Genomic DNA, 24,856 nt, shown 5'->3' with positions numbered 1-24,856 from the left:
TGATAGCACCTCAGCGGATGGCACGATGCTCGATAAGATCATCCACCACGCTTGGGTCTGCCAGGGTGCTGGTGTCGCCCAGGCCATCACACTCGTTGGCGGCGATCTTGCGCAGGATACGACGCATGATCTTGCCCGAACGCGTCTTGGGCAGACCCGGCGCCCACTGTATGACGTCCGGCGAGGCAATGGGGCCGATATCCTTGCGCACCCACTGGGTCAGCTCCTTCTTGAGCGCGTCGCTGGGCTCCACGCCATCGGTCAGGGTGACATAGATGTAGATCCCCTGGCCCTTGATGTCATGGGGGAAACCGACCACCGCGGCCTCTGCCACGGACTCGTGAGCCACCAGCGAGGACTCGATCTCGGCGGTGCCCATGCGGTGTCCGGAAACGTTGAGCACGTCGTCGACTCGACCGGTGATCCAGTAATAGCCATCTTCGTCGCGGCGACAGCCGTCTCCGGTGAAATACACGCCCTTGTAAGTAGAAAAATAGGTCTGCACGAAGCGGTCGTGATCGCCCCAGATAGAGCGCGCCTGACCGGGCCAGGAATCGAGGATCACCAGATTGCCGTCTGCGACACCCTCGAGTTCGTTGCCCTCGCTGTCAACCAATGCCGGCAACACGCCAAAGAACGGCAGCGTGGCGGACCCCGGCTTGAGGTCCATGGCGCCGGGCAGCGGCGAGATCAGGATACCGCCGGTTTCGGTCTGCCACCAAGTGTCGACGATCGGGCAGTTGGAGTTGCCGATCACGCGATAGAACCATTCCCACGCCTCGGGGTTGATAGGCTCACCTACCGAACCGAGCACGCGCAGGCTGTCACGCTTGCTGGAGTCCATAACGCTATCGCCATGGGCCATCAGGGCACGGATGGCGGTTGGCGCGGTGTAGAGGATGTTGACGCTATGCTTGTCGACGATCTCGCCCATGCGGCCGTGCGTCGGATAGCTCGGTACGCCCTCGAACATCAGCGTGGTGGCACCGTTGGCCAGCGGACCATAGACGATATAGCTGTGGCCGGTGACCCAGCCCACATCGGCGGTGCACCAGTAGACCTCGCCATCCTGGTAGTCAAAGATGTACTGGTGAGTCAGGCTGGCGTAGGTCAGATAGCCGCCGGTCGTGTGCTTGAGCCCCTTAGGCGCGCCGGTGGAGCCAGAGGTATAGAGAATGAAGAGCGGGTCCTCGGCATTCATCTCCTCGGCCGGACAGTCGCTGGACTGCTTGTCGACCAGGTCGTGATACCAGACGTCACGCCCCTCCTTCCACTCGATCTCGCCGCCGGTCCGCTTGACCACCAGCACCTTCTCGCACACTTCGGTGCCGGGACGCGTCAGCGCGGCATCGACATTGTCCTTGAGCGGCACCTGCTTGCCGCCACGAACCGACTCATCGGCGGTAATGATCAGCTTGGAATCGGCTCCCACCACTCGCTGTGCCAGGGCATCCGGTGAGAAGCCGCCGAACACCACCGAGTGGACCGCACCGATCCGGGCGCAGGCCAGCATGGCCATGGCGGCTTCGGGAATCATCGGCATGTAGAGGGTCACCACGTCCCCCTTGCCGATGCCGAGCGCCTTCAGGGCATTAGCCAGCTGGCAGGTCTGGGCGTGCAGCTCACGATAGCTGATGTGCTTGGCGTCGTTGGGGTCGTCCCCTTCCCAGATGATGGCCGTCTGGTCGCCACGATCCGTCAGGTGACGATCCAGGCAATTGGTGCTGGCATTGAGCGTGCCATCCTCGAACCAGCGGATATCAACGTTATGCGAATCGAAGCTGGTATTCTTGATCTTGGTCGGTGCCTTGATCCAGTCGACACGCTTGGCCTGCTCCGCCCAGAACCCCTCGGGGTCATCAACGGAATGCTGGTACATGGCCTGGTATTTTTCCTTGTCGATCCAGGCGTTGGCGGCAAAATCGTCGCTTACTGGATGGACTTTCTGCTGTTCGGTCATTGAATAGCCTCTTCGAGGAGATGCAGCACTCTCTTGGATACCGCCGGCAGCATTATTGTTGGTTGCGCCGGCACCATGATGTCTCTCCAGCATATACCTCCTGTGACAGCCTTCCACTTAGACATTGGTATCAAGATTTTTCTTTTTTATTTCAAATAGTTGAGAAGATTTTTAGCGCTCTGCAAATGGCTGATAGACCAAGGTCTGAGCACAATGACGACAGCGGTAGCCTCTGCCTCGGCGCGCCAGGGCGTGCCGTCGAGCGGTAAATGCGTGCTCGCGGCAGTGGCAGACATAACGGTAGGGAGCGGGGCTCGCCAGGGCCGTATCGAAGGCGTGGGTCACCCGGGGTTCGAGACCGAAGAGTTGTCGCATCACCGTTCGCCATTCGCGGCCGTGGGGGCGCGCCCGGTGGCCATCGCTGAGATGGCGCACCAGCCAGTGAGCCATTTCGTGGGGCACCACCTCGACCAGATAAGCATGGCGATTTTCCCGGTAGAGCACCGGGTTGAAGCGCAGTCCGCCGCGACCATAATGCGCCTGACCGGCGCACTTGCCACGCAGGTCGCACCAGACCCGTGGCCGAGGCAGGTCGGGGTGGAATTCGAGACAGAGCCGCCAGGCGGCCTCGACCCGGTCGAGCAGCGCCTGATGCAGCGCCGCCTCGTCGAGCTGCGACAGCCAGGTCGTCCCTGGGTCGGGAAGTGCCGGCCGGTTCGGGGCAGCACCGGGAGGCTTGAGAACAGTAGCGGGAGGGTTCATGGCGAAACGGAGGCTTTCCTGGCGCAGACGGGTTCCGGGAGTGGACGGGGTTATGACGCGAATGCTTGGCTTGGCCGGCAAGCCATGACGGGGACCGGACGAAACCAGAGTGCTAGAATGGCGGCCCGGGAAGGCGACGTCCAGCCCATGCCGGCGCAAACCCCTTTTCCGATGCCGACACGCCCTTATCCGACCCGCCGCCAGCGAGAGAGCCCATGTCCGACACGCCCCAGCCCCAGCCACTACTCGAGGATGAAGCGCTCGAACGGCTCGACGAGTACCTGGATTCCGACCGCGTCGATCCCGATGCCCTGGACCTTATCTCGGCACACGGCTTCCTGGTAGCCCTGGCCGTTGCACCAAGCGAAATCGAAACCGCCGCCTGGATAGCCGAGCTCTTCCAGGGCGAACCCTCCTTTGCCGACGATGCCGAGCGCAGCGAAATCCTCGGACTGCTGGAGCGGCTCCGCCACAACGCCATTGACACTCTCGAACAAGGGGGGCTCCCGGAGCTACCCTTCGATACGGCCCTGGAAGGCATGGCACCGGAGGAGACGCCCATCGGCGACTGGTGTGCCGGATTCATGGAAGGGGTCTTCCTCGATGAGGCATCCTGGTTCGAACACGACGAGGAGACCGTAGCTACCCTGCTGTTGCCCTTCATGGCGCTTTCCGGCCTCTTCGAGGACGAACCCGACATGGCGGAGCTCGCCACCGACACGACACGCCTGCAGTCGCTGGTGGATCAGCTACCCGAGCTGGTGCTGGATCTCTATCTGCACTACCGGGTACCGCCGGAGACGACCAAACCCATCCCGCGCAAGAAGAAGCCTTCGAAACGAGGGAAAGGCAAGCATTGACCTCGACGTTTCGTACTGGCTATTGCATCTCGATTTTCATGTAAGACATATACGTAAATTGCTGTAGGAAAATGACACCAGCATTCGCTTGAGGATTGTTTCATCACGTGTCGGCCGGTACGCTCATGCGTTTTCAGCATGGGCGCCGGCGCGGCAAGCCATCATCCATATCTGCCAGCACAAGCCCTTGGTCAGCGCTCGGCTCGAGAGGTAGAAGGTGCCTTGCCTGTATAACGATATGCCATAGGAAACATCAGCCTTGATTTCCATCTATCGCCTCAAGCCGCGTTTCCAGCGCCTTCTGCGCCCCGCCGTTCGGCGCCTATTCGAATATGGCATTACGGCCAACCAGGTTACCCTGAGTGCCTGCCTGGCCTCTCTGCTGGTAGCTGTTCTGGTTGCCCTCTTCGCCGATCATCGCTGGCTGTTCGCCCTGATCCCCCTCTGGATGCTACTGCGCATGGCACTCAATGCCGTCGATGGCATGCTCGCCCGTGAGTTCGGCCAGAAGAGCCGACTGGGTGCCTACCTGAACGAGCTGACCGATGTCGTTGCCGACAGCGCGCTCTATCTGCCGTTCGCCCTGCTTCCGGGAGTGAGCCCGCTGTGGGTGGGGCTGGTGATATTGCTCGCCGTGATCAGCGAATACGCAGGCGTACTCGGCCCGATGATAGGCGCTTCGCGCCGATACGACGGGCCCATGGGCAAGAGCGATCGGGCGCTGTGCTTTGGCGTACTGGGTGCAGGCGTCGCCAGCGGCTGGCTGCCGCTCGACTGGATCGACTGGCTGCTGATGCTGATGGTCTTGCTGCTGTTGGCCACGCTGTATAACCGCATAAGGCAAGGGCTGGCGGAAGTGGCAGGGCAGCCGGTCAACGAATAGCCGTCATGATGCACGGGGCTATCTTATTCTCACTGTTCACTCTGGAAGAGGCTTCATGCTCGCTACCCTTGTCGCATACAGCGTCATTGCCGGCGCCCGGGCCATTACCGGATTGCGTAGCCTTTGGTTAGGCACCACGCCAAGGTCGAAACAGCGCATCTACTTTGCCAACCATACCAGCCATGGCGACTTCGTCCTGCTCTGGGCTTCGCTGCCAGCGGCGTTGCGCAAACGGACCCGACCGGTAGCCGGTGCCGATTACTGGACCAAGGGAACGCTGCGTCGCTTCGTTATCGGCGAAGTTTTCAAGGGCGTATTGATCGATCGTCAGCACTCCGCCAGCGATCACAACCCGCTGGAGCCAATGCTCAAGGCGCTGGAAGCGGGAGACTCGTTGATCCTGTTTCCGGAGGGCACGCGCAATCTCGATGACGAAGTGAAGCTGCTGCCATTCAAGAGCGGCATCTTCCACTTGGCCAAGGCCTGTCCGCAAGTCGAACTGGTTCCTGTATGGATCGACAATCTCAAGCGGGTGATGCCCAAGGGCCGGGTCTTGCCGCTGCCGTTATTGTGCACCGTCAGCTTCGGCGCCCCGCTGGTGGCCAAGGAGGACGAAAGCAAGGAGGCTTTCCTTGCGCGTGCCGTAGAGGCGCTGCTGGAACTGGCACCGGAGGAGGAAGCCTGACATGGATCGACATACCCTCTTGCTCTTCGCCGGTATCGGAAGCCTGTTACTTCTCGCCTCCATCGTGGGCTTCGTACTGAAGTGGCGCACTGGTGTGGGCCCCAATCCGGTAATCGACAATCTCAACGCACGAATCAAGGCCTGGTGGCTAATGGTTGCCGTGATTGGATTCGCGTTCCTGCTGGGGCAAACGGCAGTCATCCTGCTGTTCTACGGGGTGTCCTTCTATGCCCTGCGTGAGTTCATTACCCTGGTTCCGACCCGGAGTAGCGACTATCCCGCGCTGGTGGCCGCCTTCTACTTCGTCTTGCCCATGCAGTACCTGCTGATCGCCATCGACTGGTACGGCATGTTTTCGATCTTCGTTCCCGTCTATGTCTTTCTTCTTCTACCGATCCTGGCCTCTCTCGGCGGCGACAGCGCACGCTTTCTCGAACGTACGTCCAAGGTACAATGGGGGCTGATGCTGGCCGTATTCTGCATCTCCTTCGTACCCGCACTGCTGACTCTCGACATCCCCGGGTTCGAGGGTCGACATCTCCTCCTTATCGCTTACCTGGTGGTCGTCGTGCAGCTTTCCGACGTACTGCAGTACGTCTGCGGCAAATTGTTCGGCAAGCGCAAGATTGCCCCGAATCTATCGCCTTCCAAAACCGTCGAAGGCTTCGTCGGCGGCATTGCCCTTGCCTCTCTGGCCGGCGCATCGCTGTGGTGGATCACGCCGTTCAATCCTTGGCAGGCCGGCCTGGTTGCGCTATTGATCAACTTGCTCGGGTTCTTTGGTGGGCTGGTGATGTCGGCGATCAAGCGTGACCGGGGCGTGAAGGACTGGGGACACATGATTGAAGGCCACGGCGGCATGCTCGACCGCTTGGATTCCGTGTGCTTTGCGGCACCGATCTTCTTCCATGTCGTGCGCTATTGGTGGGTCCCCTAGTAGGCAGGGTGCATGCCTTGTCATCGTCAGCGGAGTCGGGTCAGCCAGCCATCCAGCCTGCCGAAGGCCCACTCCTTGATCCGCTGCCAGCGGGGGCGCCGCGCCCACTCCTGCCGAGTGATCTCCCGGCTAGCCGAGAAGTTGCGCTCGAACAGGGCGGCGACCTCACCGGCAAAGCGGGCATCGTCCACCTCCTGGTTCGCCTCGAGATTCCAGTGCAGGCTCCAGTGGTCGAAGTTGCATGAACCCACGCTCGACCAGTTGTCTGCCAGGGTGAACTTGGCGTGAATGAAGCTGGGTTCGAACTCGAAGATCCGCACACCTGCCTTGAGCATGCGACGGTAGAAGCGCTGCCCGGCATAGCGTACCCCTGGATGGTCGTGATCCTTCCCCGGCAGCAGCAGCCGCACATCGACCCCGCGCCGCGCCGCACGCACCAGGCGCAAGCGCAGGCTGAAGGTCGGCACGAAATAGGGGGTACAGAGCCAGATACGCCGCTGCGCCGAGGAGACCCGGGCATAGAGGGAGTGCCGGATCGCCTGATAGCGGTAGCCCTGCCCCCACACCACCCGGCCGCGCATGCCGCGGTAGTCCTCCCGCTGCGTCAGGCTGAGACCCACCTCCCGCACCAGGGAGGGCGAGCCTTCGCCACGTGTCAGGGGCGAATCCCAGAGCCGGGAGAACAGCCGCACCCAGTCGGCCACCACCGGGCCTTCGATGCGCACCGCCACTTCGTACCAGGCGCTCAGGAATTCATCGACGGCGCCGAATCCCCCGGTAAAGGCTACCCGGCCATCCACCACCACGACCTTGCGATGGTCCCGGGTCAGGTTGCGCGCCAGGGAGTGGAAACCCAGCGGATTGAACAGCCGCAGCGCAATGCCGACCGACTCGATGTATTGCCGATCCTCCCTGGACAGGCCCCTGGCGCCGTAGCCGTCCAGCATCAGGGCGACCTTCACCCCACGCCCGGCAGCTCGCGCCAAGGCATCGAGCAGTGCCGTGGTAAGGCGCCCCGACTCCATCAGATAGAGTTCGAACAGTATCGAATGGCGCGCTTCCTCGATAGCATCGAACATCGCCGGCAAGAAGCGCGATGACTCCGCCAGCAGCTGAAACCGATTGCCATCCCGCCACACGCCATGCATGGCCTGTCTCCCGTATTCACTTCCGTGACTGAATTGACGCACGTTTACACGCCGAGGGAAAGCACCTGACCCGACAGGCGGGGCAAGGCTATACTGGCGCCTCGCCCCCAGCAGAGGCAACCGGATGGCCCTTGCTCGCACCCTGCTAGCTCCCCTGCGCCGCCCGCTGAGACGCCTGGTCAACGCCTGGGTAGAAACCCGGCTGATCGAGCCCTCACCGGACGCGATGACACTCGACCCGTCACTGCCAACCCTCTATGTCCTGCCCCGCCCGGCGCTCTCGGATGCCCTGCTGCTGGAGACCCTGTGCCAGCGCCACGGCTTGCCGCCGGCCAGTGGCCGGCGGCGAATCGATGGCATCGAGCTACCGGCATGCCTGACGCTGCCGGTTTCACGGCGACGACTGTGGCGGCGCAGAACGGCGCATCCGGCTCCCTTCCTCTCGGCGCTGGAGCAACTGGCTGCGGATCCCGATGGCGACGTGCAGTTGGTGCCGGTCAGCGTGTTCTGGGGCCGCGCTCCGGGCAAGCGTTTCGGTTTCTGGCGCATGCTTGCCGCCGATAGCTGGCAACTGACGGGGAGGATGAGGCGCGGTCTGTCGGTACTGGTCAATGGCCGCAACGTGGAGGTCCATTTCGGGGCGCCCCTGCATCTTCGCGACCTGCTCGATGCACGCGGCCCGGCACTGGCCAACCGCAAGACCGCCCGCCTGCTGCGCGTTCATTTTCGCCGCATGCGTACCCGCGTGCTGGGCCCCGACCTCTCTCATCGCCGTACCCTGATCGAAGGAGTCGCCAGAAGCACCGAAGTCCGACGCGTTATCGAGGAACTTGCCAGGAGCGAGAAAAGTTCGCCACAGCGTCTCGAGCGGCGCGCCCTGCGTTACGGGCGAGAGATCGCCTCCAGCATGACCTACCCGGTGCTGCGCTTCATGGACGGGCTCCTGCGACGCCTGTGGAATCGTCTCTACGACGGCGTCAACGTGCGGGGACTGGCACGGGTCAAGGAACTGGCCGGCGACCACACCCTGGTCTATGTGCCCTGCCACCGCAGCCACATCGACTACTTGCTGCTCTCCTACGTGCTCTATCGCGATGGGCTGATGCCGCCACACGTGGCGGCAGGCCGCAATCTCGACATCCCGCTGATCGGACCGCTGCTGCGCCGCGGTGGTGCCTTCTTCATGCGTCGCAGCTTCCGCGACAAGCCGCTCTACGCCGCGGTCTTCAATGAGTACCTGCATCGTCTGCTGGCACGGGGCCACCCGCTGGAGTATTTCATCGAGGGCGGCCGCTCCCGCAGTGGCCGCATGCTGGCACCACGACCCGGCATGCTGGCGATGACCCTGCGCTCCTTTCACCGCAGCGCCGCCGGCACCAGCCCGCCGAAACTCGCCTTCATACCGGTCTATATCGGCTACGAACGGATCATCGAGAACGCCAGCTACCAACGTGAACTGCGTGGCGGCAAGAAGCACAAGGAGAGCCCACTGGCACTACTGCGAGTGCTCGGTCAGCTGCGCCAGCCTTTCGGGCAGGTCACGGTCAGCGTCGGCGCCCCGCTGCTGCTCGGTGACTACCTGAACGACCTCGACCCGAATTGGCGCAATTCACCGGTCGAGCCGAAGCCCGCCTGGCTCGGTGAGGCGGTGCCACATCTGGGCAACGAACTGGCGCGGCGCATCAATGCCGCCGCCGCCCTCAACCCGGTCAACCTCGTCGCCCTGGTACTGCTGGCGACACCCCATAACGCGCTCGAGGCAAGCCTGATGACGCGACAGCTGGGGCTGCTCTCTCGACTGCAGCAGTGGTGTCCGGGCGGCCTGGACGTCGGCCTGCCCGAGGGCGAGCCGAGCGACTGGATCGAGCAGGTCATCTCACTTGGCATGATCGAGCGTCGCGCTCACCCTCTTGGCGACATTCTGGTGGCCAAGCCGGAACAGGCCAGCCTGCTGGTGTGGTATCGCAACAACGTACTGCATCTCTTCGCCCTCGCGGGGCTCACCGCCTTCGCCTTTCGACACGCAGGGCAGCACGACCTGGACAGCCTGCACCACCTCCTGGAGCCCGCCTGGCCGATCCTCGCCAGGGAGCTGTTTCTGGAGGAAGCAACATTGGCAAGCACGCTACCGGCCATGCTCGATGCACTCGGTAAGACGGCGCTGCTGACGAACGAAGACAATGCCTGGCAGCGTGCCGAGGCGTTGGAGGCCGGCGAGCAGCTCAACCTGCTTGGGCGTTTGATGCAACCCTCGCTGGAGCGCGGCTATCTGCTGTTGGCAATCCTGCTGGACCAGCCCCCTGGAAGCCAGGATCGCGAGGACCTCACCGAGCGCAGTCGGCAGATGGCCGAGCGCCTGGCGCTGCTTTCCGGACGCGATGCGCCTGAGTTCTTCGACCGCAACCTGTTCGCCGGCCTGATCCGGAGTCTCGAGGCCGAGGGCTGGATATGGGAGGCCAGTGACAGGTTGTGGTTCGACCAGCGGCTGCGCGAAGCGGCTCAGCGTTCACGAGCCCTGTTCGACCCCGAGCTTCGCCACCGCCTCCAGCTGGTCACTCGGGGTTAGGCCGACTGGCCCCAGCGACGCAGCTCAGGCCAGAGAGCGATGCACGTAGAGGTCGTAGCGGCTGGTCTTGCCCTCGATGACATGCCGCGGGGCGGGGCCAACAATGGGCGGGGCCTTGCGCGGCCGCTTCACCACCACCCGGTGCGTGGCCACGTCCAGCGCCGCCTCTAGAAGACGCGGCGCATCGTCGTCATCGCCGGCCAACAGCCGAAACAGGCGCATCTCCTTCTTCACCAGGGCCGATTTCTCTCGATGGGGAAACATGGGATCGAGATGGACCACCTGCGGCGCCACACCGCTGTCGGCCACCAGCTCAGCCAGGCGGCGCGTGGCATCGCCATGGGCCAGTGTCAGCCGCTGGGCAATCTCGGCCGTCTCGGTATCGCTGCGTGCCCTAGTCAGGGCGTCTTCCAGCAGGGCATGAATCGCCGCCACGCGTTCGATCATCAGCACCCGAGCACCGAGGCTCGCCAGCACGAAGGCATCTCGCCCCAGCCCGGCGGTGGCATCCACCACGCTGGGCGTGACACCGCCAACCAAGCCACAGGCGCGGGCGATCAGTTGACCACGCCCTCCGCCGAAGCGCCGCCGGTGCGCCACCCTGCCAGCCACGAAGTCCACCACCAGGGGGTTTCCGTAGCGCGTCTCGTCACCGCAGAGCGCCAGGGCACCATCCTGGCGTCGCAGTATCAGCTCGGCGTCACCCGCCGCGTCCTGCGACAGCCCCAGCCGCTGTGCCAGCGGTGCCAGCCCCTCGCCTTCCACGGCAACCCTTGATTCGGCGACCACGGGCTTCACCGGCTCTTCTGCCAGGCGACCTGGTCACGTAGATAGATCGGTTGGACGTCATGGGCTGCATGTCGTTCGCCAGCGGCATAGGCACGGGCGGCCAGCAGCACCATCTCTTCCGCCGCCGGCTCCAGCGAAGTGTCACCTTGGCCAACCGCTGTGCGAATTTCGTCCGACATCGCCTCGCGCAATGTCCAGCCGGAACCCACGCCGACCCAACCACACGACGCGTGGCCAGGCGGAAGCTGCAGGCGTTCCGGTGGCATGACCGCCTCCTCGGACAGCCGTTCGGTGCGCCCCTCATGACAGCGCCAGGCCGCCACGTAGATTTCACCCATGCGCGCATCCAGCGCAGTCACGACGTGGGTTAGCGCATGACGACGATGGGCGCCCAGGGCCAACGCTTCCAGGGTCGAGACGCCAAACAGGGGACGATCCAGGCCGTAGGCCAGCCCTTGGGCAACGCCTGCCGCAATACGCAGCCCGGTGAAGGAGCCCGGGCCATGGCCATAGGCCACGGCGTCCAGTTTGGCAGGCGCCAGCCCGGCTTCGGCCAACACCTGGTCGACCATCGGCAGCAAGCGGCGGGTGTGTTCACGGGGGGTGAGCGCAAAGCGCGAGAGCAGTACGTCGTCGCTGCCCTCGCGTCGTTGCAGCAGAGCGGCGGAACAGGCACTCGAGGAGGCATCAAGGGCCAATAGAATCGGCATAGGTGGACATCATGACGAGAAGTGGGTGGCCATTATACGCCGCCGACCGCTAAACGACGATGGCCCGCACAGGCGGGCCAGGAGAAACAAGCAGCGGAGGAAAGTGCGGATTTGCGTAGCGAGCGAAGAGAGGTTGACCGCCGCCGGAGCGCAAAAACCGGAGCCTATGGAGTACTAGGTGAGGATTGTGAGCACCGCCGGCGGTCAAGATGGCTAGGTTCGTTCCCGACGAACCTGCGCACTTCCCACATCCATGTGGGTCGTCGAGCGCGGCAGCAAATCAGCTTTTCCTTAGCCTTCCAGGGCCTTGAGAACCTGAGTGGTGATGTCATCGACACTACCCACGCCGTCGACCCGATGATAGGCGGGTGCCGACTCAGGATCCTTCTCGGCCCACTGCTTGTAGTAATCGACCAGCGGTGCGGTCTGGTCATGGTAGACCGACAGGCGGTGACGCACCGTGGACTCGCTGTCATCCTCACGCTGGATCAGGGGCTCACCGGTGACGTCGTCCTTGCCGGCTTCCCGGGGCGGATTGTATTCGACATGGTAGACCCGGCCGGAGCCCGGATGCACGCGACGACCCGCCAGGCGCTTGACGATCTCCTCGTCGGCCACGGCAATCTCCAGCACATGGTCGATCTTCACACCGCCGTCCTTCATGGCATCGGCCTGGGGAATGGTGCGGGGGAAGCCGTCGAAGAGGAAGCCATTCTCGCAGTCGGGCTGGGCGATGCGCTCCTTGACCAGGGCGATGATGAGATCGTCGGAAACCAGCCCCCCGCTGGACATGATCTCCTTGGCCTTGAGGCCCAGCTCACTGCCTTCCTTGACGGCGGCGCGCAGCATATCGCCGGTGGAAATCTGCGGGATATTGTAGCGCTCGCAGATGAACTGGGCCTGTGTGCCCTTGCCGGCACCCGGGGCGCCCAACAGGATCAAACGCATCTGGCTGCTCCTTGAGAGAGTGATAAAGTCTGCGATGAAAAAGGAATGGAAAAGAACGATAACCGTGTGGCCTCGGTCAGACAACCTCGAATACGCTGACGAGGACGATCAGGCGGGGCAAAGCACCAACCTTTTCAGCCAATTAACACACAACTTGCACTTTGGTCTTCCCAGCGACTTGCCCGCCTTACGGAAACACCGGCGGCGCCCCAGGAGGCGCCGCCGGTGGTCGGGGTCGAAAACTAAACGATTACAGCAACAATCGACGAATGTCGGTCAGCACATCGGCCAGGAAGGCCGTGAACCGAGCCGCATCGGCACCGTTGATCGCCCGGTGGTCATAGGAGAGCGACAGCGGCATCATCAGCCGCGGTTCGAAGTCGCTGCCGTTCCAGACCGGCTTCATCTGCGCCTTGGAGACGCCAAGGATGGCCACCTCCGGTGCGTTGACGATAGGCGTGAAGGCCGTGCCGCCGATGGAACCAAGGCTCGAGATCGTGAAGCAGCCGCCGGTCATCTCCTCACGCTTGAGCTTCTTGGTCTGCGCCTTCTTGCCGAGATCGGCCATGGTGGTGGCAATTTCGATCAGCGACTTCTTGTCCGCATCGCGGACCACCGGCACCATCAGCCCGTCCGGTGTATCCACCGCGATCCCGATGTGGACATACTTCTTCCACACCAGGGTTTCGCCGTCACCCTTCAAGCTGACGTTGAACTGCGGGAACCGGGTCAGCGCAAAGGCGCACGCCTTGACCAGGAAGGGCAGCGGCGTGAGCTTGGCGCCCTGCGCCTCGGCCTCAGCCTTCATCGCCTTGCGGAACGCCTCCAGCTCGGTGATGTCCGCTTCGTCGAACTGGGTCACGTGGGGCACATTGAGCCAACTGCGATGGAGGTTGGTTGCCCCCATCTTGAGCAGGCGCCCCATGGGCTTCTCTTCCACCTCGCCGAACTGGCTGAAGTCCACTTCGGGGATCGGCGGAATGCCGGCACCACCGTTCGCCGCAGGCGCCGCCGCCGGCTGCGACTTGCCAGCCATCACCTGCTTGACGTAGGCCTGGACGTCCTCCTTGAGCACCCGCTCCTTCGGACCGCTGGGCTTGACCAGCCCCAGGTCCACGCCCAGCTCACGCGCCAGCATGCGCACCGCCGGACCGGCATGCACCAGCTTGCCGTCTCGCGGCTTGTGTGCGGCCATCTGCGCTTCGGGGCTCGGCGCGCCAGCGGGCGTCGTCGATGCCGACTTTTCTGCCTTGGCCGAAGACGCCGGCGGCTGCTGTTCGGCCGGCTTCTCGGCGGCCTTTGCGTCCTTCTTTGGCGCCGGCTTGCTGCCCGCCGTCTCGATATAGCCGATTAGATCGCCTTCAGAGACAGTGTCGCCCTCCTTGACGGTGAGCTCCACCAGCTTGCCCTTGTAGGGGCTCGGCACGTCCATGCTGGCCTTGTCCGACTCCAGCGTGATCAACGGATCTTCCTCGTCGACCTCGTCGCCTACGCTGGCGGCCATCTCGATGATCGGTACGTCGCTGGCGCCGGACAGGTCCGGCACGCGGACCTCCTTGCGCTCCTGCTCACCCGTCGCGGCAGGCTGGTCCTCCTCCGTGCTCGCCTCCTCTTCGCCTGTCTCGGCCGGTGCGGGCTCGCGGTCGCCGGCAGCGTGTGCCGACTCGCTGTCGCCGCCTTCACCGGCAATCTGCATGGTGCCGACCACATCGCCTTCGGAGACCGTGTCGCCCTCTTTCACCGTCAGCGTGACCAGCTTGCCGGTATGGGGGCTCGGCACATCCATGGAGGCCTTGTCGGACTCCAGGGTAAAAAGGGTGTCTTCGGCCTCGATATCGTCGCCTTCGGCCACGGCCACCTCGATGATCTCCACATCGCTGGAGCCACCCAGGTCGGGCACCGTGATCTCCACCGTGCGCGAGCCGCCGCCACCGGAAGCCTTGGCTGCCGGCTTCTCCTCGGCACCCTGCTTCTCGGCCGCCGGCTTCTCGGCTGCCTTCGCGTCAGCAGCCTTTTCCTCGTTCGACTCGTCCTTCGCAGGCGCATCGTCGGATCCGCTACCGGCCCCTTCCACCTCGAGCTCGACGATGTCGTCGCCCTCGGAGACGGTATCGCCCTCCTTGACCAGCACCTTCAGCACCTTGCCGCCCTTGGGCGCGGGCACGTCCATGCTGGCCTTGTCGGACTCCAGGGTGATCAAGGTATCCTCAGCTTCGATGACGTCGCCTTCGGACACCGCGATTTCGATGATTTCGACATCTTCACTGCCGCCGATGTCGGGAACTTTGATGATTTCGCTACTCAAGGTCGCGCTCCTTCCAAATCGTGCCTGGAGCAGGCGGGCCCTGGGCCCGCCTGGCCACCGGAATCAGCTGGTCAGCGGATTAGGCTTGCTGGGATCAATGCCGTACTTCTTGATCGCCTCGGCGACGACCTTGCGGTCGAGTTCGCCACGGTCGGCCAATGCCTTGAGTGCTGCGACGGTCACGAAGTAACGGTCGACCTCGAAGAAATGGCGAAGCTTCTCGCGAGTGTCGGAGCGCCCATAGCCATCGGTTCCTAGTACATGGTAGTCGGCCGGAACCCAGGCACGAACCTGGTCGGCGAACAGGCGCATGTAGTCGGTCGAGGCAATGACAGGTCCCTTGCGGCCCTCGAGGCAACGGGTGACATGCGGCTTGGCGGGCTCGTCGCCCGGGTTCAGGAACGCCTCACGCTCCAGGCCCAGCGCCTCGCGACGCAGCTCGTTGAAACTGGTGACACTCCATATCTCGGAGCCCACACCCCACTCGTCGGCCAACATCTGTGCCGCCACCTCGACCTCGCGCAGGATGGTGCCGCAACCCAGGAGCTGCACGTGCCCCTTGTCGCCTTTCACCTCGCGCAGGCGGTACATGCCCTTGATGATGTCCTCGGTCGGCAACTCGTCGAGTTCGGGATGCTCGTAGTTCTCGTTCATCACCGTCAGGTAGTAGAAGCAGTTCTCCTTGTCGGCGAACATCCGCTTCAGGCCGTCTTGGACGATCACCGCCACCTCATGACCGTAGGTCGGGTCATAGCTGCGGCAGTTGGGGATGGTGGACGCCTGCAGATGGCTGTGGCCATCCTGGTGCTGCAGCCCCTCGCCGTTCAGGGTGGTGCGGCCCGCGGTACCGCCGACCATAAAACCACGCGCCTGAAGGTCACCGGCGGCCCAGGCCAGGTCGCCGATACGCTGGAAGCCGAACATCGAGTAGTAGATATAGAACGGCAGAAGCGTCAGGTTGTTGTTGCTGTAGGAAGTCGCCGCGGCGATCCACGCCGACATGGCACCCGCCTCGGAGATGCCTTCCTCGAGGATCTGGCCCTGCTTGTCCTCGCGATAAAACATGATCTGGCCCTTGTCGACGGGCTCATACTTCTGGCCTTCCGAGGTGTAGATCCCCAGCTGGCGGAACATCCCCTCCATGCCGAAGGTGCGCGCCTCGTCAGGAATGATCGGCACCACCTGCTTGCCCAGCGCCTTGTGCTTCACCAGGCCGTTGAGAATGCGCACGAACGACATGGTGGTCGAGACTTCCCGCCCCTTGGAACCACCGGTCTGGGAGGCAAAGATCTTGTCGTCCAGCGAGGGAATCTCGAGCGCCTCGAAGTCGCTGCGCCGCTGGGGAAGGTAGCCGCCCAGGCGCTCGCGCTGCAGGTGCATGTACTTGAGCTCGGGGGAGTCGTCCTCCGGCTTGTAGTAGGGCACCTCCTTGAGCTGCTCGTCGGTCAGCGGGATACCGAAGCGATCGCGGAATGTGCGCAGTGCCTCGTACTCCATGGTCTTGACCTGGTGTGCCTCGTTGGCCGCCTCGCCGTCGCCGCTACCCATGCCGTAGCCCTTGACCGTATGCGCCAGGATCACGGTGGGCTTGCCGTTGGGGTTGTTGACCGCCTCGTTGTAGGCCGCATAGACCTTGAAGGGATCGTGGCCGCCGCGGTTCAGCTTCCAGATGTCCTCGTCGGACATGTCCTTGACCAGCTCGGCGGTCTCCGGGTACTTGCCGAAGAAGTGCTCGCGGGTGTAAGCGCCACCGTTGGCCTTGTAGTTCTGGTACTCGCCGTCGACCGCCTCGTCCATGCGCTTTTGCAGGATACCCTTCTTGTCCTTCTCGAACAGCGGGTCCCAGAGCCGGCCCCAGACCACCTTGAGCACGTTCCAGCCGGCGCCGCGGAAGACGCCCTCGAGCTCGTCCATGATCCGGCCGTTGCCGCGTACCGGGCCATCGAGACGCTGCAGGTTGCAGTTGATCACGAAGATCAGGTTGTCGAGCTTTTCCCGGCCGGCCAGCGAGATGGCGCCCAGGGATTCCGGCTCGTCGCACTCGCCGTCCCCCATGAAGCACCAGATCTTGCGGTCGTACATGTTCTTGAGTTCACGCGAATCCAGGTACTTCATCACGTGTGCCTGGTAGATCGCCTGGATCGGCCCCAGGCCCATGGACACCGTGGGGAACTGCCAGAAGTCCGGCATCAGCCAGGGGTGCGGATAGGAGGAGAGACCGTCACCGTCGACTTCCTGGCGATACTTGTCCATCTGCGCCTCAGTGAGGCGTCCTTCCAGGTAGGCACGGGCATAGACGCCCGGCGCCACGTGACCCTGGATATAGACCAGGTCGCCCTCGAAGTCGCCGTTGGGCGCGCGGAAGAAGTGGTTGAAGCCGACGTCGTAAAGCGTCGCTGCCGACATGAAGCTGGCGATATGGCCGCCTAGCCCCGGGTTGGCGCGGTTGTTGCGAATGACCTGAGCGATGGCGTTGTAGCGAATCAGGGAGCGAATGCGGCGCTCCATGAAGAGATCGCCCGGCATCGGCGCTTCGCGATGCACCGGTATGGTATTGCGATGCGGTGTCGTCACCGAGAAGGGAGCCTGCATTCCATCACGGCGTAGCCGGTCAGCCAGGCGCGTTAGCAGGTACCGGGCGCGGTCTTCGCCCTCACGATCCAGGACCGACTCCAGGGAATCCATCCATTCCGTGGTTTCGACCGGATCGAAATCTTCTCTTGCCTCAAGACTCATAGACGTCTCTCCGAGTGACAATGTGATGTCAGGAATCCCCCAAGCGATCAGTGGGGCATGTTCTTGCTGACGATCAGGGAAATCCGGGCCGCCGGGCGGCTCTTGTAGTCAATTTACAGAACGACGTGACGTCGAATGCCACTAATGGCGTAGAACATACCGGAAAGTGGGCTCTCTGCCAATTAAAATAGAATGGAAAAGGTTTCCATAACAACGACATTGCATTGCAACACAACCTCTTACGCCACCCTCCTCACTGGCCTTCGGCTCGGGGGCATCGGTGTAATAAAACTACCGTATGATTCAATCCAGGTGACTGTCAGCACTGAACTTCCGTTTCGTTCAGCGTCATCCGCTCAGCATAGGCAGTGGCGAAAATAGGCCCAGTCAAAGGCAGGCCCCGGGTCGGTCTTGCGCAGCGGGGCAACACGCGCGTGACTGGTGATGCGCCCCGGCGTGATATCGGGGTAGCCGTCCATCAGCGCCTGCACCGTATGCGCCAGCGCCCGGTACTGAGCTTCCCGATAGGCGCTCACCTCATCGCCTTCCAGCTCGATACCGATGGAAAAATCGTTGAGCGCACGTCGCGCTCGCCCCCCATCGATCCAGCAGGAGCGACCGGCATGCCATGCCCGGCGATCGAAGGGCACGAACTGTACGCACTCGCCATCGCGGCGGATCAGCAGGTGGGCCGACACCTTCAGTTCCGCGATGGTCGCAAAGTAGGGGTGTGCCTCGGGGTCGAGACGGTTGGTGAACAGGCGCTCGATATGGTCGCCGCCGTACTCACCGGGAGGCAGGCTGATCGAATGCAGCACCAGCACCGAGATTTCGTGCTCTGGCCGCCTGTCCTGATTCGGTGACGAAACCTGGCGCGCTCCCTGTAACCAGCCGTTGTCTATTCTCATCATGATCCCCTGACGCACTTGCCGTAGTTCCCTATAATGACGGTCTTCAAGCTCCTTGCCCATGCGCTCCATGAACCGAAAAGGCCCGCCATGCATTATCAGGATGCCCTTGTCGAAGAGATTCGCGCCCGCGCGGCTCACCTGCTCACAGAGGATGTCGGCCCCGGCGACATTACCGCTCAGCTGATACCCGACACCCAGTGGGCAAGCGCCCGAGTGATCACCCGCGAGCCAGCGGTCCTCTGCGGCATGGCCTGGGTCGAGGAACTCTTTCGCCGTCTCGACGCCAGCATCAGCCTGAACTGGGGCGCCGCCGACGGCGATTTGCTGGAAGCGGGCCAGTGTTTCCTCGAACTAGAAGGGCCCGCCCGCAGTCTGCTCACCGGCGAGCGGGCAGCGCTGAACCTGTTGCAGACACTGTCGGCCACCGCCACCCGTACCCGCCATTACGTAAAGCTGCTCGAAGGCACTGGAGTACGCTTGCTCGATACCCGCAAGACCCTGCCCGGGCTACGCCTGGCGCAGAAATATGCGGTCACCTGTGGCGGCGGGCACAACCATCGCATCGGACTCTTTGATGCCTTCCTGATCAAGGAAAACCACATCGCTGCCTGCGGCGGGATCGAAGCCGCGGTGAAGGCTGCCCGCCGTATTGCCAGCGACCTGCCGGTGGAACTGGAAGTCGAGACCTTCGAAGAGTTGGACCAGGCCCTGGCCGCCGGCGCCGACATCGTGATGCTCGACAACTTCTCGCTCGACGACATGCGCGAGGCGGTGAAGCGCAACGCTGGACGAGCCACGCTTGAGGCGTCAGGCAACGTCGATGAAACCACCCTGCGCGCCATCGCCGACACCGGCGTCGACTGCATCTCCAGCGGCGCCCTGACCAAGGACATCAAGGCCATAGACCTATCGATGCGCATCGTCGACCTGCGCAACACCTAGCGGTGCCCACCCATCCGCGACGCCTTGCCCCCGTTTAGGCCGCAAGGCGTCGCGGGGCACTTCCTGTGCAGCAACCTCAGGTCTCCACGGCAACCAGGCGTTTCACAAGCCGTCGACGCAGAAGACGCTCACCGCCACGCTCCACCCACTCCTCGCCTCGATCCTGCCAGCCGCGATGAAGCAGGCTATCAGCCAGCGTCAAGCTGGCCTCGATGGTCGCTGTCTCGCACCCGTTCTCCAGCAACAGTCTCCCGGCATGGACCAGCAGGGTCGTGCCTATACCGCGCCGTGCCAGGGAGGGCCAGACGTAGAGCGTTTTGATGTGAGCGTCGGTGACACTCAGTTCGAGAAAGCCCACACAACGTCCGTCGCAGGCGGCGACCAGTGTCGTATAGAGCGCTTGGCGGGCCACCCAGACACTCGCCTCGCGCGGCAGCGAGCTGGCCCAGGCCTCGCGCTGCTTCACGCTGTAGTGGGCTGCTGCCCCCTGCATGACGGCGTGGTGGAAAACTTCGGCCTGGTCGGCTCCGTCACGGGCCATGGCTTGGCGGTAGATGATCCGTGGGGATTGGGCAGGCGCCGATGGCGCATCGTTGGTCGTCATCGTTTCCACCCTGTGGTTCCTGCTGTGAGTGATAACCCCGGCACGCAGGTTACACAAGCTCGCCGTCGCGGCCAATGGTGGGCATAATCACCGCCATGACACCTGCACAGCCTGATGCCGAGTTTCCGATGCAGCCCATCGGTCATATCGCGAGCGATTTCCCCGACAAGTTCGGCATCCCCCGCCAGCCGAGTCTGGCGACGGCCGCCCGTGCCAGCCTGGTGCTGGCCCCCCCCTTCGACGACCCGCTCGCCGTGCGCGGGCTGGAAGACTTCAGCCACCTGTGGCTGACCTTCATCTTCCACCTTAGCCCCGATCGGCGCTGGACGCCGCTGGTACGCCCACCGCGACTGGGAGGCAATACTCGGGTCGGTGTCTTCGCCAGCCGCAGCACCCACCGCCCCAACCGACTCGGACTATCGCTGGTGGAACTGATCGACATCCGTACCCGCGGTGGAGTATGCCTCGAGCTGCGTGGTTGCGACCTGGTCAGCGGCACCCCGGTGCTCGACATCAAGCCCTACCTGCCCTGGGCGGAATCACGCCCTGAAGCCCGCGCCGGTTTCGCACCGGCGGCGCCGCCACGGTTTGCGGTGGGCTTCTCGGGCGACGCGGAAGCCGCCCTGGCAGCACGGCCCGATGCCGACTCGCTGCGCGAGCTGATCATTCAGGTGCTGGCCCAGGACCCGCGACCCGCCTATCACGGCGCGGGTCGCAAGGAGGGCGAAGCACGGGTCTATGGCGTCAAGCTGCGTGACGTTGACGTCCGCTTCCAGGTGCGGGTCGACGCGGAAGGCTCCAGGTTTCGCGTCGCCGACATCGTGCCGGCCTGAACGGCTCCCGGCAACGACAAAGGGCCCCGCGGGACCCTTTGTCAGCTACGTCTGCTTTGTCAGCCACATCCGATCAGTGGCATCTGATGTCTACGTGAAGTCGACACCAATCCGCCGTCCCACTTCCTCATAGGCCTCGATCACGCCACCCAACCCTTGGCGAAAGCGGTCCTTGTCCATCTTGTCCCGCGTCTTGGCGTCCCACAGACGACAGCCATCCGGTGAGAACTCGTCGCCCAGCACGATTTCGCCCTTGAACAGCCCGAACTCCAGCTTGTAGTCAACCAGCAGCAGGCCGCCCTCGGTGAAGAGTTGCTTGAGCACCGCATTGACCTTGAAGGTCAATGCCTTCATCTCGGCCAGCTGCTCCGGCGTGGCCCAGCCGAAGGTCTCGGCCAGCGACTCGTTGATCATCGGATCATGCAGGGCGTCGTTCTTGAGGAACAGCTCGAAGGTGGGCGGCGTGAGTTCACGGCCCTCCTCCACGCCGAGGCGTTTGACAAGGCCACCGGCGGCAATATTGCGCACCACGCACTCCACCGGGATCATCGTGAGCGTCTTGACCAGGCTCTCGGTATCGGAAAGGCACTGCTCGAAGTGGGTCGGTATGCCGGCCGCCTCCAGCTTGCCCATGATGAAAGCGTTGAAGCGATTGTTGACCATGCCCTTGCGCGCCAGCGACTCCATGCGCTCGCCGTCGAAGGCGCTGGTATCGTCGCGAAACTGCAGGACCACACGATCCGGATCATCGGTGGCAAAGACCGATTTGGCCTTGCCGGCATAGAGTTCGTGACGCTTTTCCATGGGGGTCTCCAGAAAGGGTTATCGCATGACGAAAAAGGGGCGCTCAGTTAATCGTCTGCCACTGCAGCCCATGGTCCTGGGCGGCGATCGTCAGACGAGAGGCGTCGCCATCGAGCAGTGGCGTCAAGGCCTCGAGCACCAGATCGGGGCGGTTGTTGTGTTCGGAAAGGTGCGAGCAGACGATACGTTGCAGGCGGTCCAACCCCAACCGGGCAAGCAGCGTGGCCGCCTGGCCGTTGGCCAGATGCCCCCACTTGCCACCCACGCGACGCTTGAGTGACGGTGGGTACGGTCCCGTCTGCAGCAGGTGCGGGTCGTGATTGCATTCGAGTATCAGTGCATCGCAGCCGCGAAAGGCCTCTGCCACATGATCGCTGGCATGCCCCAGGTCGGTCAGCACACCGAGGCGGCGGTCGGCGGATTCGAAACGGAACTGGATCGGCTCGCGTGCGTCGTGAGGCACCGTGATCGGGTCGACGATCAGCCCCTTGATCGCGAAACGCGACTGGGGAGTGATCCAGTGCCGCTGTGGCACCTCGCCCAGGCGCCCGGACAGCCAGGTGCCCGGTGTCAGATAGACCGGTACGCCATGGCGTCGTGCCAACGGCCCCACACCGCGCAAGTGATCGCCATGCTCATGGGTCACCAGCACGGCATCCAGCTGGCGCGGATGGATATCCAGTCGCGCCAGTCGCCGCTCGGTCTCGCGCAGGCCGAAGCCGCAGTCGACCAGCACCCAGGTCTCGCCGTCGCTCACCAGGGTGGCATTGCCCTTGCTGCCGCTGCCCAGTGACGCAAAACGCAGCCGCCCCGACAGGGGGGCGACCGATGGCAGCTGGTCAGCAAGCGGCTGAGGCATCAGCGCAGCAGGCCTGCCACCCGCTCCAGCAGCTCGCGGGCATCCTCTTCCGTGAAGCGCCGCTCGCTCTCGTTGATGGCGCGCAGCACCGTTCGCTCGGGCCCTGCGGACTCCAGCACCAGGCGAATTTCCTGCGGCATCTGGCGCACATCCGGGCTCATGATGATCTGAACCATTCCACGGCCACGCTCGGATACGGTCATGTAGCTGATCAGGAAGTCGTGCTGCTGCGGATTCTGCTCGAGCAGCTCGCGGCGCTCCTCCACGGTGAAATCGGCTTCGAGCTGGTGATTGAGTTCGGCCCAGACCCGATCGATATCCAGCGGTATCTGAACGACCCATTCCCCATCGCTGCGCTGCTCCAGGCTCAGGCGATCCTCTTCGGCGATCTGCTGGCCGGCCAGGGAGGCGGCACTGGCCGTGGCGCTACGCGCACTGAAGTGCTGCTCCAGGGCGTCCAGGCAGGCAGCCACCGGGCGGCCCGACTGGTCACAGCGCACCTCGCTGTCACCCGCTCGCAGCCCCTGGCGAACGCTCAAGCGCCCCTGGTCGGTCTCCAGTATTCCCCGTGCATCGTCACTACCCTGGACCTGCAGGCCGCGGGCACGGGCGAAATCCTGAAGCTGAGGCCAGACCACACCGGGGTCTGCGCCTATCACCAGCCAGCGGTCGCTGCCGATCTCGCGGCGCTCGACGTAATCCCGTTCCACCGTACTGCCGGAAACCATGCGCTCGGGGCTAGGCGCGTCAAAGCGATCGCTGGGGCGCAGCGTGCCGCTGGCCTCCGGCACCGGCATGGCGTCCCGATAGCGCTGTACGTTACGGCCTTCCGGCAAGGCCAGGGGCGCACTGCGCCGGGCCTCCACATAGTCGATGTTACGGTCATCATAGAAGCCATCGCGTGCGCAGCCAGCGGTTGCCAGGGCGATAACCGCCACCAGCGGCATCCATTTCAGCGCAGAATTCATGCGGTCCACCTTGCATCGTGTTAATCGGGGCGTCGGGTATCGGGTCCAGGCGCAAACTCAGTCGTCTGTCACCCCGGCCAGTTGCAGGGCCTCACCCACGGTCGAGTGGTACTTCTCGGAAAGCCAGGTCAACGGCAGTCGAATACCCGGCTCCATCAGCCCCATGCGGTGCAGGGCCCACTTGACGGGGATCGGGTTGGATTCGATGCCCAGATTGGTATGTAGCGGCATCAGTCGTGTGTTGATCTGGTGTGCCTTGTCGGCATCGCCAGACACGGCGGCGGAACAGAGCTCGTGCATGGCCCTGGGCGCGACATTGGCGGTCACCGAGATATCGCCATTGCCACCCATCAGCATGAAGTCGCAGGCAGTGGCATCGTCACCGGAATAGAGCATGAACCCGCTGCCCTTGAGACGACCGATCAGGTCCTCGGCGCGCTCCAGGTTCCCGGTGGCGTCCTTCAGGCCAATGATATTGTCGACTTCGGCCAGGCGCAGCACGGTCTCGTTGTAGAGATCCGAACAGGTGCGACCCGGCACGTTGTAGAGAATGACCGGCAGCTGGCTGCCTTCGGCCACCGCCTTGAAGTGCTGATAAAGCCCTTCCTGGGTCGGCTTGTTGTAGTAGGGGCACACCGACAGGCAGTAGTCGGCTCCAACCTCGCTGGCATAGCGCGACAGTTCCACGGCCTCCGAGGTGGCATTGGCTCCAGTACCGGCGATGACCGGAATACGGCCATTGACCTCTTCCACCACGGTGCGTATCACGTCGAAATGTTCGGCAAACGACATGGTAGTAGGCTCACCCGTGGTGCCGGCCGCGACAATGCCATCGGTGCCATTGTCGAGGTGGAAGTTCACCAAGCGGCGCAGCGCCTCCCAGTCGATGTCGCCATTGACCTTCATCGGCGTCGCCAGGGCGACGATACTGCCAGTGATCATCCTCTCGTTCCTCTCCGATCATGCCGCTCTCGGGTGCCGATTGTCAGCAGGCCCCTCGATGCAAAGGGTAAATGGTACTCAGGCGGTCGAAGGCTGTACAGCAGCACGCGCCGGAGACTTTGACAGACGGGACGGGGTTGCGTGTAATCAGGACCTTACCAAAACCAAGGATCCCCGTCATGACGCTTGCCCTCGGCCAACCCGCACCGGACTTCACCGCCACTGCCACCGGCGATACGACCGTCACATTATGCGACCTCAAGGGTCGACAAGTGGTCCTCTTTTTCTATCCCAAGGCCAGCACGCCCGGCTGTACCACCGAGGGCGGCGACTTTCGCGACCGCATGAGCGACTTCGAGGCCGCCAACACGGTCATCCTCGGCGTCTCCCGCGACGGCATTCGCGCTCAGGAGAACTTCAAGGCCAAGCAGGCCTTCAACTTCGACCTGATATCCGACAAGGATGAAACCGTCTGCCGGCTGTTCGATGTGATCAAGCTCAAGAAACTCTATGGCAAGGAGCACATGGGCATCGAGCGGAGCACCTTCCTGATCGATGCCGAGGGCAAGCTGGCCCAGGAGTGGCGCGGCGTCAAGGTCGCGGGCCATGTCGATGAGGTACTCCAGGCCGCCCAGGCCCTGCATGCCACCGGTTGAACGGCAGCGTCCGCCCGGCGTGCCGGGCGGTACCGCTCTTCTCTCACC

Annotated in this window: 22 protein-coding genes; 8 read left to right on the top strand and 14 right to left on the bottom strand. The window is 63.4% G+C overall.

Annotation, left to right across the window (positions count from 1 at the left end; translation table 11 throughout):
* Nucleotides 1–10: 10 nt before the first annotated feature.
* Nucleotides 11–1,960, bottom strand: coding sequence for an acetate--CoA ligase (gene acs / locus DU505_RS08460; RefSeq protein WP_114478547.1), 1,950 nt, complete (start codon nucleotides 1,958–1,960; stop codon nucleotides 11–13).
* A gap of 171 nt (nucleotides 1,961–2,131) precedes the next feature.
* Nucleotides 2,132–2,722, bottom strand: coding sequence for a SprT family zinc-dependent metalloprotease (locus DU505_RS08455; protein WP_114478546.1), 591 nt, complete (start codon nucleotides 2,720–2,722; stop codon nucleotides 2,132–2,134).
* Between the two features lie 215 nt (nucleotides 2,723–2,937).
* On the opposite strand from DU505_RS08455, the gene DU505_RS08450 reads away from it, so the two are divergent.
* The 4 genes from DU505_RS08450 to DU505_RS08435 all read left to right on the top strand — a co-directional run bounded on the left by DU505_RS08450 (nucleotide 2,938) and on the right by DU505_RS08435 (nucleotide 6,087).
* Entirely contained in the window at nucleotides 2,938–3,582 is a 645-nt protein-coding gene (locus DU505_RS08450) for a YecA/YgfB family protein (protein WP_114478545.1), read from the top strand.
* A gap of 259 nt (nucleotides 3,583–3,841) precedes the next feature.
* Entirely contained in the window at nucleotides 3,842–4,465 is a 624-nt protein-coding gene (locus DU505_RS08445) for a CDP-alcohol phosphatidyltransferase family protein (protein WP_114478544.1), read from the top strand.
* A gap of 55 nt (nucleotides 4,466–4,520) precedes the next feature.
* The gene (locus DU505_RS08440) at nucleotides 4,521–5,150 is read left to right on the top strand and encodes a lysophospholipid acyltransferase family protein (protein ID WP_114478543.1); all 630 of its coding nucleotides are present in this window, start codon (nucleotides 4,521–4,523) and stop codon (nucleotides 5,148–5,150) included.
* Nucleotide 5,151: 1 nt separating this feature from the next.
* A complete protein-coding gene (locus DU505_RS08435) occupies nucleotides 5,152–6,087 on the top strand; it encodes a phosphatidate cytidylyltransferase (protein ID WP_114478542.1) in 936 nt (311 codons plus the stop codon).
* Nucleotides 6,088–6,113: 26 nt separating this feature from the next.
* On the opposite strand, the gene DU505_RS08430 is transcribed toward DU505_RS08435, so the two are convergent.
* On the bottom strand, nucleotides 6,114–7,235 hold the full coding sequence (locus tag DU505_RS08430) for a phospholipase D-like domain-containing protein (protein WP_114478541.1): 1,122 nt from the start codon (nucleotides 7,233–7,235) through the stop codon (nucleotides 6,114–6,116).
* Nucleotides 7,236–7,359: 124 nt separating this feature from the next.
* On the opposite strand from DU505_RS08430, the gene plsB reads away from it, so the two are divergent.
* Nucleotides 7,360–9,801 carry a glycerol-3-phosphate 1-O-acyltransferase PlsB gene (gene plsB, locus DU505_RS08425; RefSeq protein WP_114478540.1) on the top strand — a complete coding sequence of 814 codons (2,442 nt, stop codon included), beginning with the start codon at nucleotides 7,360–7,362 and terminating at the stop codon, nucleotides 9,799–9,801.
* A 24-nt stretch (nucleotides 9,802–9,825) separates the two neighbouring features.
* Here the strand turns inward: plsB and DU505_RS08420 are convergent, their stop codons facing one another.
* From DU505_RS08420 to ampD, 6 genes are all read right to left on the bottom strand, one after another.
* Entirely contained in the window at nucleotides 9,826–10,530 is a 705-nt protein-coding gene (locus tag DU505_RS08420; protein ID WP_245947839.1) for a class I SAM-dependent methyltransferase, read from the bottom strand.
* A 65-nt stretch (nucleotides 10,531–10,595) separates the two neighbouring features.
* Complete coding sequence (gene tsaB, locus DU505_RS08415) at nucleotides 10,596–11,300, bottom strand: tRNA (adenosine(37)-N6)-threonylcarbamoyltransferase complex dimerization subunit type 1 TsaB (RefSeq protein WP_114478539.1); 705 nt, start codon at nucleotides 11,298–11,300, stop codon at nucleotides 10,596–10,598.
* Nucleotides 11,301–11,591: 291 nt separating this feature from the next.
* On the bottom strand, nucleotides 11,592–12,248 hold the full coding sequence (gene adk, locus DU505_RS08410; RefSeq protein WP_114478538.1) for an adenylate kinase: 657 nt from the start codon (nucleotides 12,246–12,248) through the stop codon (nucleotides 11,592–11,594).
* A gap of 250 nt (nucleotides 12,249–12,498) precedes the next feature.
* A complete protein-coding gene (gene aceF / locus DU505_RS08405; RefSeq protein WP_114478537.1) occupies nucleotides 12,499–14,553 on the bottom strand; it encodes a pyruvate dehydrogenase complex dihydrolipoyllysine-residue acetyltransferase in 2,055 nt (684 codons plus the stop codon).
* 63 nt (nucleotides 14,554–14,616) lie between these two features.
* Nucleotides 14,617–17,289, bottom strand: a complete 2,673-nt coding sequence (aceE, locus tag DU505_RS08400; RefSeq protein WP_114478536.1) for a pyruvate dehydrogenase (acetyl-transferring), homodimeric type — start codon at nucleotides 17,287–17,289, stop codon at nucleotides 14,617–14,619.
* A gap of 356 nt (nucleotides 17,290–17,645) precedes the next feature.
* Nucleotides 17,646–18,197 (bottom strand): 1,6-anhydro-N-acetylmuramyl-L-alanine amidase AmpD, encoded by a 552-nt coding sequence (gene ampD, locus DU505_RS08395; RefSeq protein WP_114478571.1) that lies wholly within the window; start codon nucleotides 18,195–18,197, stop codon nucleotides 17,646–17,648.
* 90 nt (nucleotides 18,198–18,287) lie between these two features.
* Between ampD and nadC the strand changes: the two genes are divergently transcribed.
* On the top strand, nucleotides 18,288–19,142 hold the full coding sequence (nadC, locus tag DU505_RS08390; RefSeq protein WP_114478570.1) for a carboxylating nicotinate-nucleotide diphosphorylase: 855 nt from the start codon (nucleotides 18,288–18,290) through the stop codon (nucleotides 19,140–19,142).
* A gap of 76 nt (nucleotides 19,143–19,218) precedes the next feature.
* On the opposite strand, the gene DU505_RS08385 is transcribed toward nadC, so the two are convergent.
* Nucleotides 19,219–19,746, bottom strand: coding sequence for a GNAT family N-acetyltransferase (locus tag DU505_RS08385; RefSeq protein WP_114478569.1), 528 nt, complete (start codon nucleotides 19,744–19,746; stop codon nucleotides 19,219–19,221).
* 128 nt (nucleotides 19,747–19,874) lie between these two features.
* On the opposite strand from DU505_RS08385, the gene tsaA reads away from it, so the two are divergent.
* Nucleotides 19,875–20,579: a tRNA (N6-threonylcarbamoyladenosine(37)-N6)-methyltransferase TrmO gene (gene tsaA, locus DU505_RS08380; protein ID WP_114478568.1), complete on the top strand. Its 705-nt coding sequence runs from the start codon at nucleotides 19,875–19,877 to the stop codon at nucleotides 20,577–20,579.
* A gap of 90 nt (nucleotides 20,580–20,669) precedes the next feature.
* Here tsaA and purC read toward each other — a convergent pair whose 3' ends face one another.
* The 4 genes from purC to dapA are packed head-to-tail and all read right to left on the bottom strand — an operon-like array spanning nucleotide 20,670 to nucleotide 24,152.
* Nucleotides 20,670–21,383, bottom strand: coding sequence for a phosphoribosylaminoimidazolesuccinocarboxamide synthase (purC, locus tag DU505_RS08375; RefSeq protein WP_114478535.1), 714 nt, complete (start codon nucleotides 21,381–21,383; stop codon nucleotides 20,670–20,672).
* 43 nt (nucleotides 21,384–21,426) lie between these two features.
* On the bottom strand, nucleotides 21,427–22,242 hold the full coding sequence (locus tag DU505_RS08370; RefSeq protein ID WP_114478534.1) for an MBL fold metallo-hydrolase: 816 nt from the start codon (nucleotides 22,240–22,242) through the stop codon (nucleotides 21,427–21,429).
* Complete coding sequence (locus DU505_RS08365; RefSeq protein WP_245947835.1) at nucleotides 22,242–23,210, bottom strand: outer membrane protein assembly factor BamC; 969 nt, start codon at nucleotides 23,208–23,210, stop codon at nucleotides 22,242–22,244. Before DU505_RS08365 ends, DU505_RS08370 begins: the two co-directional genes overlap by 1 nt.
* A gap of 57 nt (nucleotides 23,211–23,267) precedes the next feature.
* Nucleotides 23,268–24,152, bottom strand: a complete 885-nt coding sequence (dapA, locus tag DU505_RS08360) for a 4-hydroxy-tetrahydrodipicolinate synthase (RefSeq protein ID WP_114478533.1) — start codon at nucleotides 24,150–24,152, stop codon at nucleotides 23,268–23,270.
* A gap of 179 nt (nucleotides 24,153–24,331) precedes the next feature.
* On the opposite strand from dapA, the gene DU505_RS08355 reads away from it, so the two are divergent.
* Entirely contained in the window at nucleotides 24,332–24,808 is a 477-nt protein-coding gene (locus tag DU505_RS08355; RefSeq protein ID WP_114478532.1) for a peroxiredoxin, read from the top strand.
* Nucleotides 24,809–24,856: the final 48 nt, after the last annotated feature.

This window comes from Billgrantia montanilacus, assembly GCF_003336675.1.
Taxonomy (GTDB): Bacteria; Pseudomonadota; Gammaproteobacteria; order Pseudomonadales; family Halomonadaceae; genus Halomonas; species Halomonas montanilacus.
This window is presented reverse-complemented; position numbering and strand designations above follow the sequence as displayed.